Origin of the sequence: Corynebacterium sp. (assembly GCF_052107835.1) — a bacterium.
Classification (GTDB): Bacteria; Actinomycetota; Actinomycetes; order Mycobacteriales; family Mycobacteriaceae; genus Corynebacterium.
The window spans coordinates 1-17,708 of sequence record NZ_JBQEDF010000029.1 but is presented as its reverse complement, the minus strand read 5'-3'; the positions used below and the strand labels follow the sequence as shown (position 1 = coordinate 17,708).

The following is a 17,708-nucleotide window of genomic DNA, read 5'->3' as shown; positions in this document are numbered from 1 at the left end:
GCCTACCGCTTGCGCTTGCGCAGGATGTGGCGCAGCAGCGAGTCCGTCGAGGGGTCGCCGGTGTCGACGTCCGAGGCACCGTTGTCCCGCAGCCGTGGCAGCAGTTCATTGGCCTGGGTCTTGCCCAGTTCCACACCCCACTGGTCGAAGCTGTTGATGCCCCAGACCACACCCTGCACGAAGGCGATGTGCTCGTACAGGGCGATGAGTGCTCCGAGTGTCCGCGGGGTCAGCTTATCGGCGATGATCGTCGTCGACGGGCGGTTCCCCGGCATCAGCTTGTGCGGCACCAGGTCCTCGGGGATGCCCGCTTCACGCAGGTCATCCCCGCTGCGTCCGAACGCCAGGACCCGTGACTGGGCCAGCAGGTTCGACAGGAGCATGTCGTGCATGCTGGTCTCGCCGTCGGCACCGATCTGGTCGGTGTGGGGGTTGACGAAACCGATGAAGTCCGCGGGGATCAGGTGCGTGCCCTGGTGGAGCAGCTGCATGAACGCGTGCTGGCCGTTGGTGCCCGCTTCGCCCCAGTACACCTCGCCGGTCTCGGCGGTGACCAGGTCCCCGTTGAGCCGGACCGCCTTGCCGTTGGACTCCATCATCAACTGCTGCAGGTAGGCCGGGAACCGTCCCAGATCCTCCGAGTACGGCAGCACCGCATGCGACTGGGCGCCGAGCACCGAGGTGTACCAGACGCCCAGAGCACCCATCAGCACCGGCGCGTTCATCTCCAGCGGCTCGGAGTAGAAGTGGTTGTCCACCTCGTGGAAGCCGGCGACGAACTCCATGAAGTCACGCGGGCCGATCGCCGCCATCAGTGACAGCCCGATCGCGGAGTCCACCGAGTAGCGGCCGCCGACCCAGTCCCAGAACCCGAACATGTTCCGGGGGTCGATGCCGAATTCCTCGACGGCCTCCGCGTTGGTCGACACCGCCACGAAGTGCTTGGCCACGGCGTCCTTCAGTGTGGCCTCGTCCTCGACGTTGACGCCGATGTGGCTGAGCGACTTGAGCAGCCAGCGCTTCGCACTGTTCGCGTTGGCGAGGGTCTCCGAGGTGGTGAACGTCTTCGACGACACCACGAACAGGGTGGACTCCGGGTCCAGCCCGTCGAGGGTGGCGGTGATGTCCGCCGGATCCACGTTCGACACGAAGTACGGGGTGATCCCCGCGGTGCAGTAGGGGCGCAGCGCCTGCGCCGCCATCGCCGGTCCCAGGTCGGATCCGCCGATACCGATGTTGACCACGTTCTTGATCGTGTGGCCGGTCACGCCCAGCCAGTCACCGCGGCGAAGGGCGCGGGCCAGGTCGCGCATCCGCCCGAGGACGTCATGGACGTCCGCCGCGACGTCCTGACCGTCGACCGTGAGATCCTGCTCCAGCGGGATCCGCAGCGCGGTGTGCAGCGCGGCACGGTCCTCGGTGGTGTTGACGTGCTCGCCGTTGAACATCGCCTGGCGGTAGTCCTCGATACCCATGGTGCGGGCGACGTTGATCAGCAGGCGCAGTGTGTTCTCGTCCGCGAGGTTCTTCGACAGGTCCAGGTGCAGCGGGCCCACGTCGAAGGTCATGTCGCCGGCGCGGCCCGGGTCCTCCCGGAACAGCTCCTTCAGGGTGGTCCCCTTGAAGCGTGTGGCATGGGCGACGAGTGCCTGCCATTCCGGGGTCTTGGTCACGGGTGTGGTGTTCGGGACGGTGAACGTCACTGGTGTCGCCCTTTCGATGTACGTCTGGTCACGATGGTGTCATCGGTCTACTACCGCCCCACGGTAGCGGAAAATGCGCCGTGACAGCGGCTCAGTTCCCCTGTTCCTGGAGACCACGCGCGTAGACGTCGGCCGCCTTGATGGCCTGGACCACATCATCGGCGGTGTATTCACCGGGCAGCTGCTTGAGCGTCTCCGACGGTGAGACCGCGAGTTCGGCGATGCGCAGCAGGTCCCCGTCCGACACCTCGGGCAGGTTGATCTCCGCGAGGGTGGTGGGCAGGCCGACGGACTGCAGGAAACCGATGAAGCGGTCGAGTTCGTCCTTCGGCGCACCCTCCAGGACGAGCTGCACGCCGATGCCGAAGGACACCTTCTCGCCGTGCGACTTGTGGTGGACGTCGCCGGACAGGGCGGTGAACCCGTTGTGGATGGCGTGGACGGCGGCCAGGCCACCGTTCTCGAAACCGAGCCCGGACAGCAGGGTGTTCGCCTCCGCGATGTTCTCCAGGGCGCGGCTGGCGATGTGGGCCTCGTTGTCGCGGAGTGCCTGGTGGGCGTACGCGAAGAGGGTCTCCTCGCACTTCTCCGCCAGTGCCAGTCCGGCGAGCGTGGGCCGTGCCGTGTCGTCCATCCGCCGGGAGTTCGCACGGGCCACCGCCCGGGCTTCGACGGAGGTCGCCAGGGCGTCGCCGATGCCCGAACGCAGGGTCGCCACCGGGGCGTTGGCGATCACCGTGGTGTCCACCGCCACGAGGTCGGGGTTGCGGTCGTAGAACAGGTAGGAGTCGAAGACGCCGTCGTCGGTGTAGATCACGGAGACGCGGGCCGTCGGTGCGTCCGCAGACACCGCCGTCGGGAAGATGGCCACCGGGTTACCGCTGTGGTCGGCGACGGCGCGGGCGGTGTCGATGGTCTTCCCGCCGCCGAGTCCGATGATGACGTCGGAGCCGCGGTCCGAGGCCACCGACGTGATGCGGTCGATCTCGGAGTGGGACGCCTCCCCGCCGAAGATCTCGTGGGTGGCGGACAGCCCGTTCGAGACGAGGGAGTTCTCGAGTTCCTCGCCGGCGATCCCCCACACCACCTCGTCGGTGATGATCAGTGGCGAGGACCCCAGCGGGGCGAGGTACCCGGCGGCACGGTCGATGACCCCGGGCCCCTGGACGTAGCGGGACGGGCTGGTGAAAACACGGTCGGTACTGGACATATGGTGTGCGTCCTTTCCGGTTGGGTTGGGTTCTTCCCACTGTAGCGATGACTGCGGAGCACCCGGTGCCGACGAAGACGTCGGGGCGTCAGGACGACTGCAGCCAGGACGCGAGGACGGGGCCGGACGCGTCGGCGAGTGCGGCCTGGAACAGGGGCCCGAAGGAGATGCGCTTCACGCCCAGCTCCGCGGCCCGGGCGAGGTCCAGTCCGTCGGGTGTGCCGCCGTCGACCGGGTGGGCGGTGATGTTCACCGGTGTGGAGACCGCCGACAGGATCGTGGTCAGTGCGTCGGTGGACGGTATCCCCACCGGGTACAGCGAATCGGCCCCGGCGTCCTCGAGCAGCGCCAGGCGGTTCAGGGCGTCGTCGAGCTTCGCCGGATCGTCGCCGTCCTTCGTGAAAGCGTCCGTGCGGCCGTTGATGACCAGGTGCACGCCGCGGTCGTCGGCGGCGGCGCGGATCGCCCGGATGTAGTCGGCGTGCTCCCCGGCGGGGCGGTAGGTGCCATCGGAGTGCACGGAGTCCTCCACGTTGACCCCGACGGCACCGGCGTCCAGGACGCGGCCCACCAGGTCGGTGGCGTCGAGCCCGTAGCCCGACTCGACGTCGACGGAGACGGGGACATCCACCGCCGCCGTGATCCGTCCCACCGTCGCGAAGTACAGGTCAAGCGGGGTGTTCTCCCCGTCGGGGTAGCCGAGGGAGTTGGCGACGGGGTGGGAGCCGATGGTCAGGGCGCTGAAGCCCGCGTCGACGGCGAGGTGGGCGCTCCAGACGTCCCACACGGTGGGCAGGACGACGGGGGCGTCCCGGTGGTGGAGGGAGAGGAGCTGTTGGGCGGTGTCGGACAGTGGTGCGCTGTGTGTGGTCATACCTCCCAGGCTACGCAGCTTCCCCGTCTACTGCCCCGGGTTCGGTTCCGGCTGAGCCAGTGCTTCCAGGACCGCGTCCTGCAGCAGTCCGTTGGACGCGACGGCCGAACCGTTGTGTGGTCCCGGCTCCCCGTCGAGGTCGGTGAACGAGCCCCCGGCCTCCCGGACCAGGACGTCGAGGGCGGCGAGGTCCCACAGGTTGACCTCGGGTTCCGCGGCGACGTCGACCGTCCCTTCGGCGACCATGCAGTAGGACCAGAAGTCGCCGAAGCCGCGCAGCCGCCAGGCGGACTCGGTCAGGTCGAGGAGCTGTTCGCTGCGTCCGACGACCTTCCACCCGCCGAAGGACGACAAAGAGATCGAGCAGTCGGCGACCTCGGAGACCCTGGACACGTGCATCTGCCGGGCCTCGTGGGCTCCGAAGGTGCGCCACGCCCCCATGCCCTCCGCGGCCCACCAGCGCCTGGCAAGTGCGGGTGCGGACACGACACCGACGACCGGCCTCCCGTCGATGACCAGGGAGATCAGGGTGCCCCACACCGGTACCCCGCGGACGAAGTTCTTCGTCCCGTCGATCGGGTCGATCACCCACTGGCGCCCGACCTTCGCCTCGTCGCCGGTGGCCCCGCCGAATTCCTCGCCGAGGACGGCGTCGTCCGGACGGTGAATCCCGAGCAGCTCCCGCAGGCGGTTCTCGGTGGCGGTGTCCGCGTCGGACACCGGGGACAGGTCCGGCTTGGACTCGACCTTCAGGTCGCCGGCCTCGAACCGGTCCATGGTGATGTCGTCCGCGGCGTTCGCGAGGTTCAGGGCCAGCGTCAGGTCGTCGGCGAAGTCGGTTCCGGGCTCGGTCTCAGGCGCGCTCATGGTCCCCAGGATAGGCCGGTGAAACCGCTGGTGCAGGACATGGGGTGGCTCTACCGCATCCCGTGGGCGGAGAAGACCACCACCGACTGCTCAAGCGCCGGGTAGCGGCCGCTGAAGGTGCCTTCGGCACCGGGGGCGGCGTCCGGACGGGCAGTGTCGATCTCCAGGGTCCAGCGGTTGTTCCCGTCATCCCCCTCCGGCAGTACGACGGTCGTGTCGCCGCCGAAGTTGAGCACCACCAACGCCACGTCCTGCAGCGCCTCCCCGGCCGGGTCGCCCGCGGCACCACGGACCTCCATGGCGATGGTGCGCTGCTCCGGGTCGTGCCAGTCCTCGTGGGTGGGGGCGGAGCCGTCCGGCCTCCACCAGCGGACGTCCCGGTGGCCGTCCCCACGTCTGCGCCCATGCAGGAACCCCGTCTGGTGCAGCACCGGCAGGCGCCGGCGCAGTGCGATGAGTTCACGGACCAGGTCCAGCAGGGAGGTGTCCGGGTCGGACCAGTCGATCCAGCCGGTTCGGTTGTCCTGGGCGTAGGCGTTGTTGTTGCCTCCCTGGGAATTGCCGATCTCGTCGCCGCCCAGCAGCATCGGCACTCCCTGGGACACCAGCAGCGTTGCGAGCATCCCGCGCGCCCGGCGGGACCGGGCGGTGAGGATCCCCGGGTCGTCGGTCGGGCCCTCCGCGCCGAGGTTGTCGTTGTAGTTGTCGCCGTGGCCGTCGCGCCCGTCCTCGCCGTTGGCCTCGTTGTGCTTCCGGGAGTAGGAGACCACGTCGGCCAGGGTGAATCCGTCGTGGGCGGTGATGAAGTTCACCGAGGCCGTCGCCGGACGCTGGCCGTGGTCGAACTGCCCCGCCGACCCCAGCAGGCGGGATCCGATGTCGGTGTGCCCGTGCGGGTCACCGCGCCAGGCCTGGCGCACCCCGTCGCGGAAACGGTCGTTCCACTCGGACCAGGGATGCGGGAAACGGCCGAGCTGGTAGCCGCCCGGACCGATGTCCCACGGTTCGGCGATCAGCTTGACCTGTGCCAGCACCGGGTCCTGGCGCACGGCCTGGAGGAACGGTGCGGCGGGGTCGAAACCCCCGGTGGTGCGGCCCAGGGTGGCGGCCAGGTCGAAGCGGAACCCGTCCACGCCGAACTCGGTGACCCAGTGCCGCAGACTGTCGAGGACGAGCCGCATCACCATCGGACGGTCGACGGCCAGGGTGTTCCCGGTGCCGGTGTCGTTGACGTAGTGGCGGCCGTCGCCGGCGTCCCCGTCGCTGAGCAGGCGGTAGTAGCCGGTGTTGTGCAGTCCGCGCAGGCTCAGGGTGGGGCCGAGTTCGTCCCCCTCGCCGGAGTGGTTGAACACCACGTCGACGATCACCTCGATACCGGCGGCGTGCAGGGTGTGGACGAGGTGGCGGAGCTCGGCGCGGGCGGCGGTACCGTCCCCGCCGGCGGCGTAGCGCGGTTCCGGGGCGAACCAGGTGACCGGCTGGTAGCCCCAGTAGTTCCGGAGGCCCTTGTCGACCAGGTGGCGGTCGTCGATGAATCCCTGGATCGGCAGCAGTTCGACGGCGTTGACCCCCAGTGACACCAGATGCCCGACGACCGACTCGTGGGCCATGCCCGCGTACGTGCCGCGCAGGTGCTCCGGGACGTCCGGGTGGGTCGCCGAGATCCCCTTCACGTGGGTCTCGTAGACCACCAGGTCCTGGAGTGCGTGGCCGGGACGGTTCGCCGACGGGTCGGGGGAGTCCCCGGGACCTGTGACGATGCACTTGGGGACGACCGGGGCACTGTCCCGGTGGTCGGGGCGCATGTCGTCGTCCGGACCCGGCGCCCAGCCGGCCATCAGGGGATCCCAGCGCAACGGCGACTCGATGGCGCGCGCGTAGGGGTCGATCAGCAGTTTGTCGCCGTTGAACCGCAGGCCGTTTTGCGGCTCGTAGCGTCCTGTGGCACGCAGTCCGTACCGGGTGCCGACGCCGACGCCGGGGATGTGTGCGTGCCGGATCTCGCTGTCCCGGTAGGGCAGGACGTGGCGCTGCTCGGATTCACCGGCACCGTCACCACCGAAGACGCAGAACTCCACCCGGTCGGCCTCCGGCGCCCACACCGCCACATTGACCCCCGTACCTTCGGGGGTCACCCCCAGTGGCCAGGGTCGGCCGGGGGACACTGTCTCTGTGCTCATTGCAGAAGAGTATCGAACAACCCCGCGTAGCGTGAAGCGGACGTTCCCCAGTCCACCGGGGCGTGCATGACCTGCGAGCGCAGGGTCGACCACGCCTCCGTGTCGGAGTACAGGTCGGCGGCGCGTCCCAGGGCGAACCCCAGGCCACCGGCATCGATCGTGCCGCCGAGGGTTGCGTCACCGAAACTGAAGCCGGTGGCGGTGCCGTCGGCCAGGGCCTCCGGGGTGGCGTCGGTGACGGTGTCGCGCAGCCCGCCGGTCGCGGCGACCACCGGCACCGTCCCGTAGCGTTGCCCGTAGAGTTGGGTCAGGCCGCACGGTTCGAAACGGGAGGGGACGACGACCACGTCGCCGCCGGCGTACATCCGGTGGCTCAGGGCCTCGTCGTAGCCGATCCACACCCGGACACTGTCCGGGAAGCGCGCGGCCAGTTCGTTCAGTCCGTTCTCGTAGCCGGGGTCCCCGGACCCCAGCACGATCGCCGCACCACCGGCGCCGATGAACCCGGGCAGGGCGTCCAGCAGCAGGTCGATGCCCTTCTGGTGCGACAGGCGGGTCACGACCACCGCGAGTGGGCCGGACGGGGGTTCGAGGTCGAACTCGTCGAGCAGTGCGGCACGGTTGGCCAGCTTGCCGGGCGCCCCGGGGCCGTCGTCCGCGGAGTACGGAAGCACGTCCGGGTCTGCCGACGGGTCCCAGACGGACGTGTCGATACCGTTGAGGATCCCGGTGAGTTCACCCCGGTCACGCCGGGACGCGACGACGCCCTCCAGACCGAAGCCGAACTCCGGCCGCGTCAGCTCTTCCGCGTAGGTCGGGCTGACGGTGGTGAGATGGCTGGAGTGAACCATCCCCGCCTTCAGTGCGCTGACCAGGCCGTGATACTCCAGGGCGTCCGGGTGGAAGTCCCAGATCGGCAGGTTCAGACGGTCGAGTTGGTCGGGGCCGAAGATGCCCTGGAAGGCGATGTTGTGGATGGTCATCACACTGGGCACGTCCGACAGGCCGTACGTCAGGTAGGACGGCACGAGCCCGGCCTGCCAGTCGTGCGCGTGCACCAGGTCGGGGCGCCACCGGTCGCTGGTCCCCTCGATCGCGATCCGTGCACCCACCCAGGACAGTGCGGCGAACCGCAGGTGGTTGTCCGGATGGTCGTTCCCGTCGACGTTGTAGGGGCCACCCGGTCTGTCGAACAGGTGCGGGGCGTCCAGCAGCAGCAGGTCGAGCCCGGCGTAGGACGCGCGACGGACCGTGGCGGGACCGCCGAAGAGGTCCTCGGTGTACCAGACGCGGCGCATGCGGGAACCGGGCGACGCCGCCTTCACGGTGTCGATGATCCCGCGGTAGGCGGGGACCAGGATGCGTGTGGAGTAGCCGAGGGGTTCCAGGGCGGAGGGCAGAGCGCCGACGACATCGGCGAGTCCACCGGTTTTCAGCAGCGGGGCGCACTCCGACGCCACCGACAGGATCCTGCGTTTCATGGCCGGCGGTCACCTGTCCAGTTCATACGCGCGCCGGTCGAGCATCGGCTGCGTGATCAGCGTGATGCCACCCGGTGAGCGGCGGAACCATTTCCCGTCCTCGTCCGGGTCCTCGCCGACGACCAGCCCCTCGGGAACCTGCACGCCGCTGTCGATCACGCACCGGCTCAACCGGGCCTTGCGGTCGATGTGCACCCTGGGGAGGACGACGGCGTGGTCCAGCATGGAGTAGGATCGCACGCGGGTGTTGGTGAACAGCAGGGAGTTGTACACCTCCGAACCACTGATGATGCAGCCGCCGGAGACCATGGACTGGATCGCCTGGCCGCGCCGGTTGGCGTCGTCGTGGATGAACTTCGCCGGGGGGACGATCTCCGAGTACGTCCAGATCGGCCACGAGGTGTCGTACATGTCGAGCGCCGGGACGAACTCGGTGAGGTCGATGTTGGCCTGCCAGAAGGAGTCGACGGTGCCGACGTCGCGCCAGTAGGGCCGGGTCTCCAGGCCGGTCATCACGCAGGACTCGCTGAAGCGGTGGGCGTAGGCCGTGCCGTCCTTCACGAGCGCGGGGATGATGTCGTGGCCGAAGTCGTGGCGGGAGTTGACGTCGTCGGCGTCCTCCCGGAGCATGTCGCGCAGGAAGGACCACTCGAAGACGTAGATGCCCATCGAGGCCAGCGACTGCTCGGGATCGTCCGGGGTGCCGGGCGGGTCGGCGGGCTTCTCCAGGAAGTCGATGATGCGGCCGTTTGCGTCGGTGTCCATCACGCCGAAGCCGGACGCCTCCTCCCGCGGGACGGTCAGGCAGCCGACGGTGACGTTGGCCCCGGACTCGACGTGCTGGCGCAGCATCACCTCGTAGTCCATCTTGTAGACGTGGTCGCCGGCGAGCACGATGACGTACTTGACCTGGTAGTCGTCGACGATGTCGATGTTCTGGGTGACCGCGTCCGCGGTACCCATGTACCACTTGGTCTCCTCGACGCGCTGGCTGGCGGGCAGGATGTCGAGGAACTCGTTGCGCTCGGCGCGCAGGAAGTTCCAGCCGCGCTGCATGTGCCGGATCAGGGAGTGCGCCTTGTACTGGGTGGCGACCGCCATCTTGCGGATGCCGGAGTTCAGCGCGTTCGACAGGGCGAAGTCGATGATGCGGGTCTTGCCGCCGAAGTGGACGGCGGGTTTGGCGCGCCGGTCTGTGAGCTCCTGCAGACGGCTGCCGCGTCCGCCGGCGAGGACGAAGGCCATGGCCTGGTTGGACAGGCGCGGCGACGCCCCGATGTGGGCGGGTGGTGTCGGTGATGTCGGTGTTGTCATGGGTGCTGCTCCTCCACGAAGAAGATGGCTGACAAGGGGGGAAGTGTGAGCATGGCGGACTGGGCCTCGCTGCCCGCGGGCACGTCCTCGGTCTCGATGCGCCCGGTGTTGCCGCGGTTCCCGCCGCCGTAGAACTCCGAGTCGGTGTTCAGTGCCTCCGTCCAGCGTCCGGGGACGGGGAAGCCGATGCGGTAGCCGGTGCGCTCGACCGGCGTGAGGTTGAGCACCACGACCACGTGCGGGTCCCCGGGGCGTCCGCGGCGCAGCCAGGCGAAGACCTGGTCCTCGACCGCGTCGACGGTGAGCCACTGGAAACCCCCGCCGTCGCCGTCCCGGGTGTGCAGGGCGGGCTGCTCACGGTAGAGCAGGTTCAGGTCACGGACTGCGGTCTGCACGCCGGCGTGACCCGGATCGTCCAGCACGTCCCAGTCCAGTTCGCTCTTGTAGGCCCACTCGGCGGGCTGGCCGAACTCCTGGCCCATGAACAGCAGCTTCTTGCCCGGGTAGCCCCACATGTAGCCGTAGAAGGCCTTGAGGTTGCCGAGCTTGTCGGCGTGGTTGCCGGGCATCCGGCCGTACATCGACCCCTTGCCGTGCACGACCTCGTCGTGGCTGATGGGCAGGACGAACTGCTCGGTGAAGGCGTAGGTCAACCCGAAGGTCAGCTGGTCCTGGTGGTACCTGCGGTAGACGGGGTCCTTGCCGAAGTACGTCAGCGAGTCATTCATCCAGCCCAGGTTCCACTTGTAGCCGAACCCCAGGCCATTGTCCTCGGGGCGGCGGGTGACCCCGGGGTAGGTGGTGGACTCCTCGGCGACCATGGCGGAGTACGGGTAGAGGCCCGAGGCGATGGAGTTGGTCTCCTTGAGGAAGTCGATGGCCTCGTAGTTCTCCCGGCCGCCGTCCTTGTTGGGGATCCATTCGCCCGGCTCACGCGAGTAGTCGCGGTAGATCATCGAGGCCACCGCGTCCACCCTCAGGCCGTCGAGGTGGTACTCCTCCATCCAGTACATGGCATTGGACACCAGGTAGTTGCGGACCTCGGGACGCCCGTAGTTGAAGATCAGGGTGTTCCAGTCCGGGTGGAACCCGGACCTGGGGTCCAGATGCTCGTAGAGGGCGGTGCCGTCGAATCGTCCGAGGCCGTGTGCGTCGGTGGGGAAGTGGCCGGGGACCCAGTCGGCCAGGACGCCGAGCCCCCGGGCGTGGGCCGCGTCGACGAAGGCGGCGAACTCGCCCGGGGTGCCGTAGCGCACCGTGGGCGCGAACATGCCGATCGGCTGGTAGCCCCACGAACCGTCGAAGGGGTGCTCGGTGACGGGGAGGACCTCGATGTGGGTGAAGCCCATGTCGGCGGCGTACCCGACCAGCTCCGTCGCGAGTTCCAGGTAGGACAGCCCGGTGCGCCAGGAGCCCAGGTGCACCTCGTAGATGCTGATGGGCACGTCGGTGGCGTTCAGCGCGGAGCGGTCGGCGACCCACTCACCGTCCTGCCAGTCGTGCGTCCCGAGTTCCCGGACGACCGAGCCGGTGGCCGGCGGGAGTTCGGAACCGAAGCCGACCGGGTCGGCCTTCTGCGGCAGGTGGTTCCCGTCGGCGTCGAGGATGTCGTACTTGTAGACGGAGCCGGCGCCGAGACCGGGGAGGAAGATCTCCCACACGCCGGTCGCGCCCCGGGCCCGCATCGGGTGCGCGGTCGGGTTCCAGTTGTTGTGGTCGCCGACCACCGACACCCGGGACGCGTTCGGTGCCCACACAGCGAAGTGGACTCCGTCGACACCCTCGTGGGTGACCAGGTGGGCGCCGAGGACGTTCCAGAGCCGGTGGTGTGTGCCTTCGCCGATCAGGTGTTCGTCGAGCTGCCCCATGACGGGGCCGAAACGGTAGGGGTCCTCACGTTCCCCGGTGGTCCCGTCCGGCCACGTGACACGCAGCCGGTAGTAGGGGAGAGTGGCGCCGGTGAACACGGCGGAGGTGCCCACACGCCCGAGTTCGACCTCGTCGGTGTCATTGACCGCGCGGACCCGTTCGGCGCCGGGGAAGTGCACGACCAGGTTCCCGCCGCCGGGGCCGAGGACGGAGAAGGGGTCCGGGTGGGTGCCCGTGTCGAGACGGCGTATGTCCTTCCCGTCCGGCGGAGGTACCGCTGGGTCGTCGGCTTGCATCTCGGCTCCTTCGCATGACGGACGTTAGTTTCATCGAACCATGTTTTGTCCCGGAGTGCCGTGCCGGGGGTGTCTACAGGGCTGGCCCGATGTCCCAGATCCTCTCCATGTACTCGCGCACCGACCGGTCGGAGCTGAAGTAGCCCATCCGGGCGATGTTCCTCACCGCCATCCGCTGCCACCGCGGCGGGTCCGCGTAGGCCCGGTCGACCTCCGTCTGGGCGGCGTCGTACGCGTCGAAGTCGGAGGCGACCAGGAACCAGTCGCTGTTCCACATATTGTCCACCAGTCCGCCGTAACGGTGCTGTTCACCGGGACTGAACGTGCCTTCGGCGATGGCCTGCAGGACGTCCTGCAACGCCTGGCTGGCCTCGATCGCCGCCCGGGAGTGCCCCTCCACGCCACGGCGCTGGGCGACCTCGTCGGTGGTCAGCCCGAAGAGGAAGAAGTTGTCCGCCCCGGCATGCTCCCGGATCTCCACGTTGGCACCGTCCAGGGTGCCGATGGTCAGGGCGCCGTTGAGCGCGAACTTCATGTTCCCGGTGCCGGACGCCTCCATGCCCGCCGTCGAGATCTGCTCGGACAGGTCCGCCGCGGGGATGAGCTTCTCGGCCATGGACACGTCGTAGTTCGGTGGGTAGATGACCCGCAGCAGGTGGCGGGAGTCCGGGTCGTTGTTGACGACCTCGGCGACGTCGTTGATCAGCCGGATGATGTCCTTGGCCGCCTCGTAGCTCGCCGCCGCCTTGCCACCGAAGATCTTCACCCGCGGCACCCAGCCGGCGGTCGGGTCGCGCTTGATCCGCTGCCAGTGGGCGATGGTCCACAGGATGTTCAGCAGCTGGCGCTTGTACTCGTGCTGGCGCTTGATCTGCACGTCGAACAGGGCATCGGTGGGGACCTCGATACCGTGCTCCCGGACGAGCCATCCCGCCAGGCGCTCCTTCGCGAACCGTTTGGTCTCCCCGAAGGCGGCCAGGAAACCGGGGTCCTCGACCCTGCCCTCCATGCCCTGCAGCCGGTCCAGGTCGGTCTCCCAGCCCTCGCCGACGGTGTCGGTGATCAGCTCCGCCAACGGCGGGTTCGCCAGCTTCACCCAGCGCCGGGGGGTCACGCCGTTGGTCACGTTCAGGATCCGCCCGGGGTGGCGTTCGTCCAGGGAGGGGAACAGGTCGCGCTTGACCAGGTCGGAGTGCAGCGCGGAGACGCCGTTGACCTTGTGGCTGGTCAGGAACGCCAGCTCCCCCATTTTCACGTCGCCGTCACCGATCAGGCCGACACCGTCCGGCCGCGGTCCGTGCAGCTCGATCTCCCGCTGGTCCAGCCGCTCGATGATCTGCAGGTGCCGCGGCAGGGACTTGGCCATCAGACCGACCGACCAGCGCTCCAGTGCCTCGGGCAGCAGCGTGTGGTTGGTGTAGCCGAGGACCTGCGTGGTGATGTCCGCGGCCGTGTCGAAGCCCATGCCGTGGTCGTCGACCAGCAGACGGATCAGCTCCGGCCCGGCGATCGCCGGATGGGTGTCGTTCATCTGGATCGCCACGAACTCCGGCAGTTTCGTGAGGTCGTCGTGCGCGGTGAGGTAGCGGCGCACGATGTCCTGCACCGAGGCGGACGTCAGGAAGAACTCCTGCGACAGCCGCAGCTCCTTGCCGCCCTCCGTGGAGTCGTTGGGGTAGAGCACCCGCGACAGGCTGCGGGCCAGGGCCTCGTGGTTGGACGCGGCGACGAACTCGCCGGCGTTGAACCGGTCGAGGTTGAACAGGTCGGCGGTGGGGATCGCCGCCCACAGCCGCAGCGTGTTCGCCCAGTTGCCCCCGTAGCCGACCACGGGGGTGTCGTGGGCGGCGGCCCGGACGCGGGTCCGCGGGTGCCAGACGGCCCGCCCGTCCCCGGAGTCGTCCACGTGCCCGCCGAAGCCGATGTCGTAGGCCGATTCGGGGCGGGTGAAGTTCCACGGGTTCTCCGTGGCCAGCCAGTCCTCCGGGGTCTCGATCTGGCGGCCGTGGTCGAAGCCCTGCTTGAACAGGCCGTGCTCGTAACGGAGGCCGTAGCCGAAGCCGGGGCAGGCCAGCGTGGCCATCGACTCCATGTAGCAGGCGGCGAGCCGTCCCAGCCCGCCGTTGCCCAGGGCCGCGTCCGGTTCGTCGTCGGTGAGCTCGGTGAAGCTCACCCCCAGTCCGTCCAGCACCTCGGCGGCGACGTCGCGCAGGCCCAGGTTGATCGCCGCGTCCTCCAGGAGCCGGCCGATGAGGAACTCCATCGACAGGTAGTGGACGCGTTTGCGGTCCTCGGCCCAGGTGCGGCGGGTGGAGGCGAACCAGGGGGTCAGTGCGCGGTCACGGATGGTGTGCGACAGTGCCAGACGCCAGTCGGTCTTCGAGGCGTGCTCCGGGTCCTTGCCCACGGTGTACTGCAGGTGGTGCAGCAGCCACCAGCGGAAATGGTCGGGGGTGGGCTCGGGGAGCGAGAGGTCGTCCTGCTCCACTCCGTGAACCGGGAGATTGTCTGCCGGTGGTACTGCCATGGTGCTCCAGGTGTCTAGGTCCAGCGGGGATGTCCCCTCATCCTATGGGAGCGAGCCAGGCAGCGCAGTCGCCGGGGACGCTGCCCATCTGCTGCTCCACCCCCGGTGCGCTGGAGAGAAGCGTCCGGTAACCCTCCGGGACCGCCCACGGTCGCGCCCCGAAGTTCAGGACGACCCGGGTGGTGCCGGCGCTGGCCGACACATCGAAGGCGAGGACGTCCTGCCCGGCCTCCACCGGCGCCAGACTGCCCCGGCCCAGCCCCCGTTCCCGCCGGGCGGCAAGCAGGCCCCGGTAGAGCTCCAGGGTGGACGACGGGTCGCCCTGCTGCACGTCCACCGCCAGCCCACCGAAGCTCCGCGGCTGCGGCAGCCACGGCGGTGCGCTGTCCGCCGGGCTGAAGCCGAACCCGGGGTCATCCGCACTCCACGGGACAGGGACACGGCAGCCGTCGCGTCCCAGGCGTTCCCCGGCGGTGCGGCGGAAAGTGGGGTCCTGGCGGGCCTCGTCCGGCAGGTCGAGCACCTCCGGAAGGCCCAGCTCCTCGCCCTGGTAGATGTAGGCGCTGCCGGGCAGGGCCAGCATCAGCGTGGTCGCGGCACGGGCCCGGCGGAGCCCGAGCACCGGGTCCGGGGCGGGGACGGACGGGCCGAGCTGCGTGGCGAAGTGCTCCGGTGGCAGGGCCAGGCGGGTGGCGTGCCGGATCACGTCGTGGTTGGACAGCACCCACGTGGTCGGCGCGTCGACCTGCGAGGTCACCCGGTAGGACTCCGCGATCGTCTCCCGCAGGACGTCCGCGTCCCACTGGGCGTCGAGGAAGGAGAAGTTGAAGGCCTGGTGGTGTTCGCCGGGGCGGACGTAGCGGGCGATGCGGTCCACCGGCTGCACCCATGCCTCGGCCACCATGATGCGTTCGCCGGGGTAGCTGTCCAGCAGGTCCCTCCAGCTGCGGTAGATCTCGTGGACACCGTCCTGGTCCCAGTAGGGCGTGGCTTCCTCGGCCATGGCGTCGGACTGGTGCGACCCGGGTTCCACGTCCGGCAGCCCCGGGGCCTTGACCATTCCGTGGGCGACGTCCACCCGGAAGCCGTCCACGTCACGGTCCAGCCAGAAGCGCAGGATGTCCAGGAACGCGTCGCGGACCTCCGGGTTCTCCCAGTTCAGGTCGGGCTGACTGGAGTCGAACAGGTGCAGGTACCACTGTGCGTCCGGGGCATCGTCCACCGTCGACCACGCCGGGCCGCCGAAGTTGGATTCCCAGTTGTTCGGGGGTACGTCCGGATGTGCGGGGTCGGCGTCGCGGAACATGTACCAGTCCCGCTCCGGGGACCCCGGTGCGGCGGCCAGCGCGCGCCTGAACCACGGGTGTTCGTCACTGGTGTGGTTCGGGACGAGGTCCACGATCACCCGCAGGCCGAGTTCATGGGCACGCTTGACCAGGGCGTCGGCGTCCTCCAGGGTGCCGAAGAGGTCGTCCACCCCGCAGTAGTCGGAGACGTCGTAGCCGGCGTCCTTCTGCGGGGAGGGGTAGAACGGCGAGATCCACACCGCGTCCACCCCCAGGTCCCTCAGGTGGTCCAGACGGGACGTGATGCCCGGCAGGTCGCCCATGCCGTCGCCGTCGGAGTCGGCGAAGGAGCGCGGGTAGACCTGGTAGATCACCGCGTCGCGCCACCACCGGGTATCCATCAGATGCCCGTCAGGATCTCGGTGGCCCGGTCCACGCTGGACGGCGAGCCCGCCACCGTCCAGGTCTTCCCGGCGGCATCGACCGTCTCCATGCGCCCGCCAGCACCTTCGACCAGGGCCCGGCCCGGCAGCAGGTCCCACGGCGGAAGACTGTGCTGCATCCAGCAGGTGTCGTTGCCCGAGGCCAGGGACCCCATGTCCACCGACGCCGAACCGTTGAAGCGCACCGACGCGAAGTGCTGGACCACGGAGGTGAACGCGTGGTTGAGATCCGGGTCCGCGATGTCGGTGGGGTGCAGGTAGCCGGCCAGGCAGGTCCTCTCCGGAGGCAGGTCGGTGATGCCCGCCACCGCGGTGCCGTCCAGGGTGGTGGGGATCGCCGGGCCACCGAACCAGGTGTAACCCATCGCCGGACGGTGCACCGCGCCGAACAGCAGCGTGTCCGGGTCGTGGGGGTCGCCCTCGACCAGCGCCAGTGCCGAGCACCAGTAGTCCGAGCCGGTGGTGAAGTTGTAGGTGCCGTCCACCGGGTCGATCACCCAGGTACGTCCCGAGGTCCCCGTGGACTGCGTGCCCTCCTCGCCGAGCAGGCCGTCGTCCGGACGCAGCGTCCTGAGCGTCTCGGCGACGAAGTCCTCCGCCGCGCGGTCGGCGGCGGTGACCACGTCCGACACCGAGGTCTTGTACTCCGTGGTCACGCCCGCTTCACGCATGCGCCAGGCGAGCCGTCCGGCGTTGTAGACCAGGGCCTGGGCCAGGGCGGCGTCGTCGGCCTGCTCGTGGGAGATGATGAACGTCTTGGTGACTGCCTTGAGGGCATCGGCGGGGATCGGCGAACTCATAGGGGCCATTGTGCACGCCGGGGTACACCGGTGCAGGAGCGGGTACGCCACGGGGCTGGAAACCACGGGCGGTAGAGTGGGGCACCATGCAGCCGGATGTGACCCAAGCGATCGACGACCTCGACTCCACCCTCACCACCATCGAGAAGGTGCTCGACCTCGACGAACTGGACTCGCGCTCCCGTGAGCTCGAATCCCAGGCGGCCGAACCGTCACTGTGGGACGACCCCGACCACGCCCAGCAGGTCACCAGCCAGCTCAGCCACGTCCAGGCCCGCCTGAAGAAGGTCCGTGGCCTGCGCGGACGGCTCGACGACCTGCCGGTGATGTACGAGATGGCGGACGAATCCGAGGGCGCCGAGGCCGAGGAGGCCCTGGAACTGGCGTCCACCGAGCTCGGTGAACTGCGCGAGGAGATCGACTCGCTCGAGGTGACGACCATGCTCTCCGGCGAGTACGACTCGCGTGAGGCCGTGGTGAACATCCGTTCCGCGGCCGGTGGCGTGGATGCCGCGGACTGGGCCGAGATGCTGATGCGCATGTACACCCGCTGGGCGGAGAAGAACGGCCACAAGGTCGAGGTCTACGACATCTCCTACGCCGAGGAGGCCGGCATCAAGTCCGCGACCTTCGTGGTCCACGGCGACTACATGTACGGCACGCTGTCCGTGGAGCAGGGGACGCACCGGCTGGTGCGCATCAGCCCCTTCGACAACCAGGGACGCCGCCAGACCTCGTTCGCCGAGGTGGAGGTGCTCCCCGTCGTGGAGCAGTCCGACCACGTCGACATCGACGAGAACGAGGTGCGCGTGGACGTGTACCGCTCCTCCGGCCCCGGCGGCCAGTCGGTGAACACCA

The 17,708-nt window shown here is 69.1% G+C and carries 12 protein-coding genes; 1 reads left to right on the top strand and 11 read right to left on the bottom strand.

All coding sequences use genetic code 11. The annotated features are described in order from the left end of the window. Positions 1-2: 2 nt before the first annotated feature. From pgi to ACTIL2_RS08600, 11 genes are all read right to left on the bottom strand, one after another. Positions 3-1,703, bottom strand: a complete 1,701-nt coding sequence (gene pgi / locus ACTIL2_RS08650) for a glucose-6-phosphate isomerase (protein WP_442337056.1) — start codon at positions 1,701-1,703, stop codon at positions 3-5. Positions 1,704-1,794: 91 nt separating this feature from the next. Next, positions 1,795-2,913 carry a glycerol dehydrogenase gene (locus ACTIL2_RS08645; RefSeq protein WP_442337055.1) on the bottom strand — a complete coding sequence of 373 codons (1,119 nt, stop codon included), beginning with the start codon at positions 2,911-2,913 and terminating at the stop codon, positions 1,795-1,797. An 88-nt stretch (positions 2,914-3,001) separates the two neighbouring features. Beyond that, positions 3,002-3,787 (bottom strand): isocitrate lyase/PEP mutase family protein, encoded by a 786-nt coding sequence (locus ACTIL2_RS08640; RefSeq protein ID WP_442337054.1) that lies wholly within the window; start codon positions 3,785-3,787, stop codon positions 3,002-3,004. Between the two features lie 27 nt (positions 3,788-3,814). After that, positions 3,815-4,654 carry a histidinol-phosphatase gene (gene hisN / locus ACTIL2_RS08635; protein WP_442337053.1) on the bottom strand — a complete coding sequence of 280 codons (840 nt, stop codon included), beginning with the start codon at positions 4,652-4,654 and terminating at the stop codon, positions 3,815-3,817. Between the two features lie 50 nt (positions 4,655-4,704). Beyond that, positions 4,705-6,834, bottom strand: coding sequence for a glycogen debranching protein GlgX (gene glgX, locus ACTIL2_RS08630; RefSeq protein WP_442337052.1), 2,130 nt, complete (start codon positions 6,832-6,834; stop codon positions 4,705-4,707). After that, on the bottom strand, positions 6,831-8,315 hold the full coding sequence (gene glgA, locus ACTIL2_RS08625) for a glycogen synthase GlgA (RefSeq protein WP_442337051.1): 1,485 nt from the start codon (positions 8,313-8,315) through the stop codon (positions 6,831-6,833). The genes glgX and glgA overlap by 4 nt, the downstream gene beginning before the upstream one ends. A gap of 9 nt (positions 8,316-8,324) precedes the next feature. Then, positions 8,325-9,629: a glucose-1-phosphate adenylyltransferase gene (glgC, locus tag ACTIL2_RS08620; protein WP_442337050.1), complete on the bottom strand. Its 1,305-nt coding sequence runs from the start codon at positions 9,627-9,629 to the stop codon at positions 8,325-8,327. Beyond that, complete coding sequence (glgB, locus tag ACTIL2_RS08615; RefSeq protein ID WP_442337049.1) at positions 9,626-11,794, bottom strand: 1,4-alpha-glucan branching protein GlgB; 2,169 nt, start codon at positions 11,792-11,794, stop codon at positions 9,626-9,628. Before glgB ends, glgC begins: the two co-directional genes overlap by 4 nt. A 73-nt stretch (positions 11,795-11,867) precedes the next feature. Further along, positions 11,868-14,321 (bottom strand): glycogen/starch/alpha-glucan phosphorylase, encoded by a 2,454-nt coding sequence (locus ACTIL2_RS08610; protein ID WP_442337048.1) that lies wholly within the window; start codon positions 14,319-14,321, stop codon positions 11,868-11,870. A gap of 37 nt (positions 14,322-14,358) precedes the next feature. Then, on the bottom strand, positions 14,359-16,008 hold the full coding sequence (locus ACTIL2_RS08605; protein ID WP_442337047.1) for a glycoside hydrolase family 13 protein: 1,650 nt from the start codon (positions 16,006-16,008) through the stop codon (positions 14,359-14,361). Next, positions 16,008-16,859 (bottom strand): inositol monophosphatase family protein, encoded by an 852-nt coding sequence (locus ACTIL2_RS08600; RefSeq protein WP_442337046.1) that lies wholly within the window; start codon positions 16,857-16,859, stop codon positions 16,008-16,010. Before ACTIL2_RS08600 ends, ACTIL2_RS08605 begins: the two co-directional genes overlap by 1 nt. A gap of 77 nt (positions 16,860-16,936) precedes the next feature. On the opposite strand from ACTIL2_RS08600, the gene ACTIL2_RS08595 reads away from it, so the two are divergent. Further along, on the top strand, positions 16,937-17,708 hold a 772-nt coding region (locus tag ACTIL2_RS08595; protein ID WP_442337045.1), incomplete at its 3' end, for a PCRF domain-containing protein.

What these genes read in the sequence shown, in the direction of transcription:
- glgB (WP_442337049.1), bottom strand. Translation starts at nt 11,794, where the DNA reads ATGCAAGCCGACGACCCAGCGGTACCTCCGCCGGACGGGAAGGACATA.
- glgC (WP_442337050.1), bottom strand. Translation starts at nt 9,629, where the DNA reads ATGACAACACCGACATCACCGACACCACCCGCCCACATCGGGGCGTCG.
- glgA (WP_442337051.1), bottom strand. Translation starts at nt 8,315, where the DNA reads ATGAAACGCAGGATCCTGTCGGTGGCGTCGGAGTGCGCCCCGCTGCTG.
- ACTIL2_RS08605 (WP_442337047.1), bottom strand. Translation starts at nt 16,008, where the DNA reads ATGGATACCCGGTGGTGGCGCGACGCGGTGATCTACCAGGTCTACCCG.
- ACTIL2_RS08640 (WP_442337054.1), bottom strand. Translation starts at nt 3,787, where the DNA reads ATGACCACACACAGCGCACCACTGTCCGACACCGCCCAACAGCTCCTC.
- ACTIL2_RS08645 (WP_442337055.1), bottom strand. Translation starts at nt 2,913, where the DNA reads ATGTCCAGTACCGACCGTGTTTTCACCAGCCCGTCCCGCTACGTCCAG.
- ACTIL2_RS08600 (WP_442337046.1), bottom strand. Translation starts at nt 16,859, where the DNA reads ATGGCCCCTATGAGTTCGCCGATCCCCGCCGATGCCCTCAAGGCAGTC.
- ACTIL2_RS08610 (WP_442337048.1), bottom strand. Translation starts at nt 14,321, where the DNA reads ATGGCAGTACCACCGGCAGACAATCTCCCGGTTCACGGAGTGGAGCAG.
- hisN (WP_442337053.1), bottom strand. Translation starts at nt 4,654, where the DNA reads ATGAGCGCGCCTGAGACCGAGCCCGGAACCGACTTCGCCGACGACCTG.
- glgX (WP_442337052.1), bottom strand. Translation starts at nt 6,834, where the DNA reads ATGAGCACAGAGACAGTGTCCCCCGGCCGACCCTGGCCACTGGGGGTG.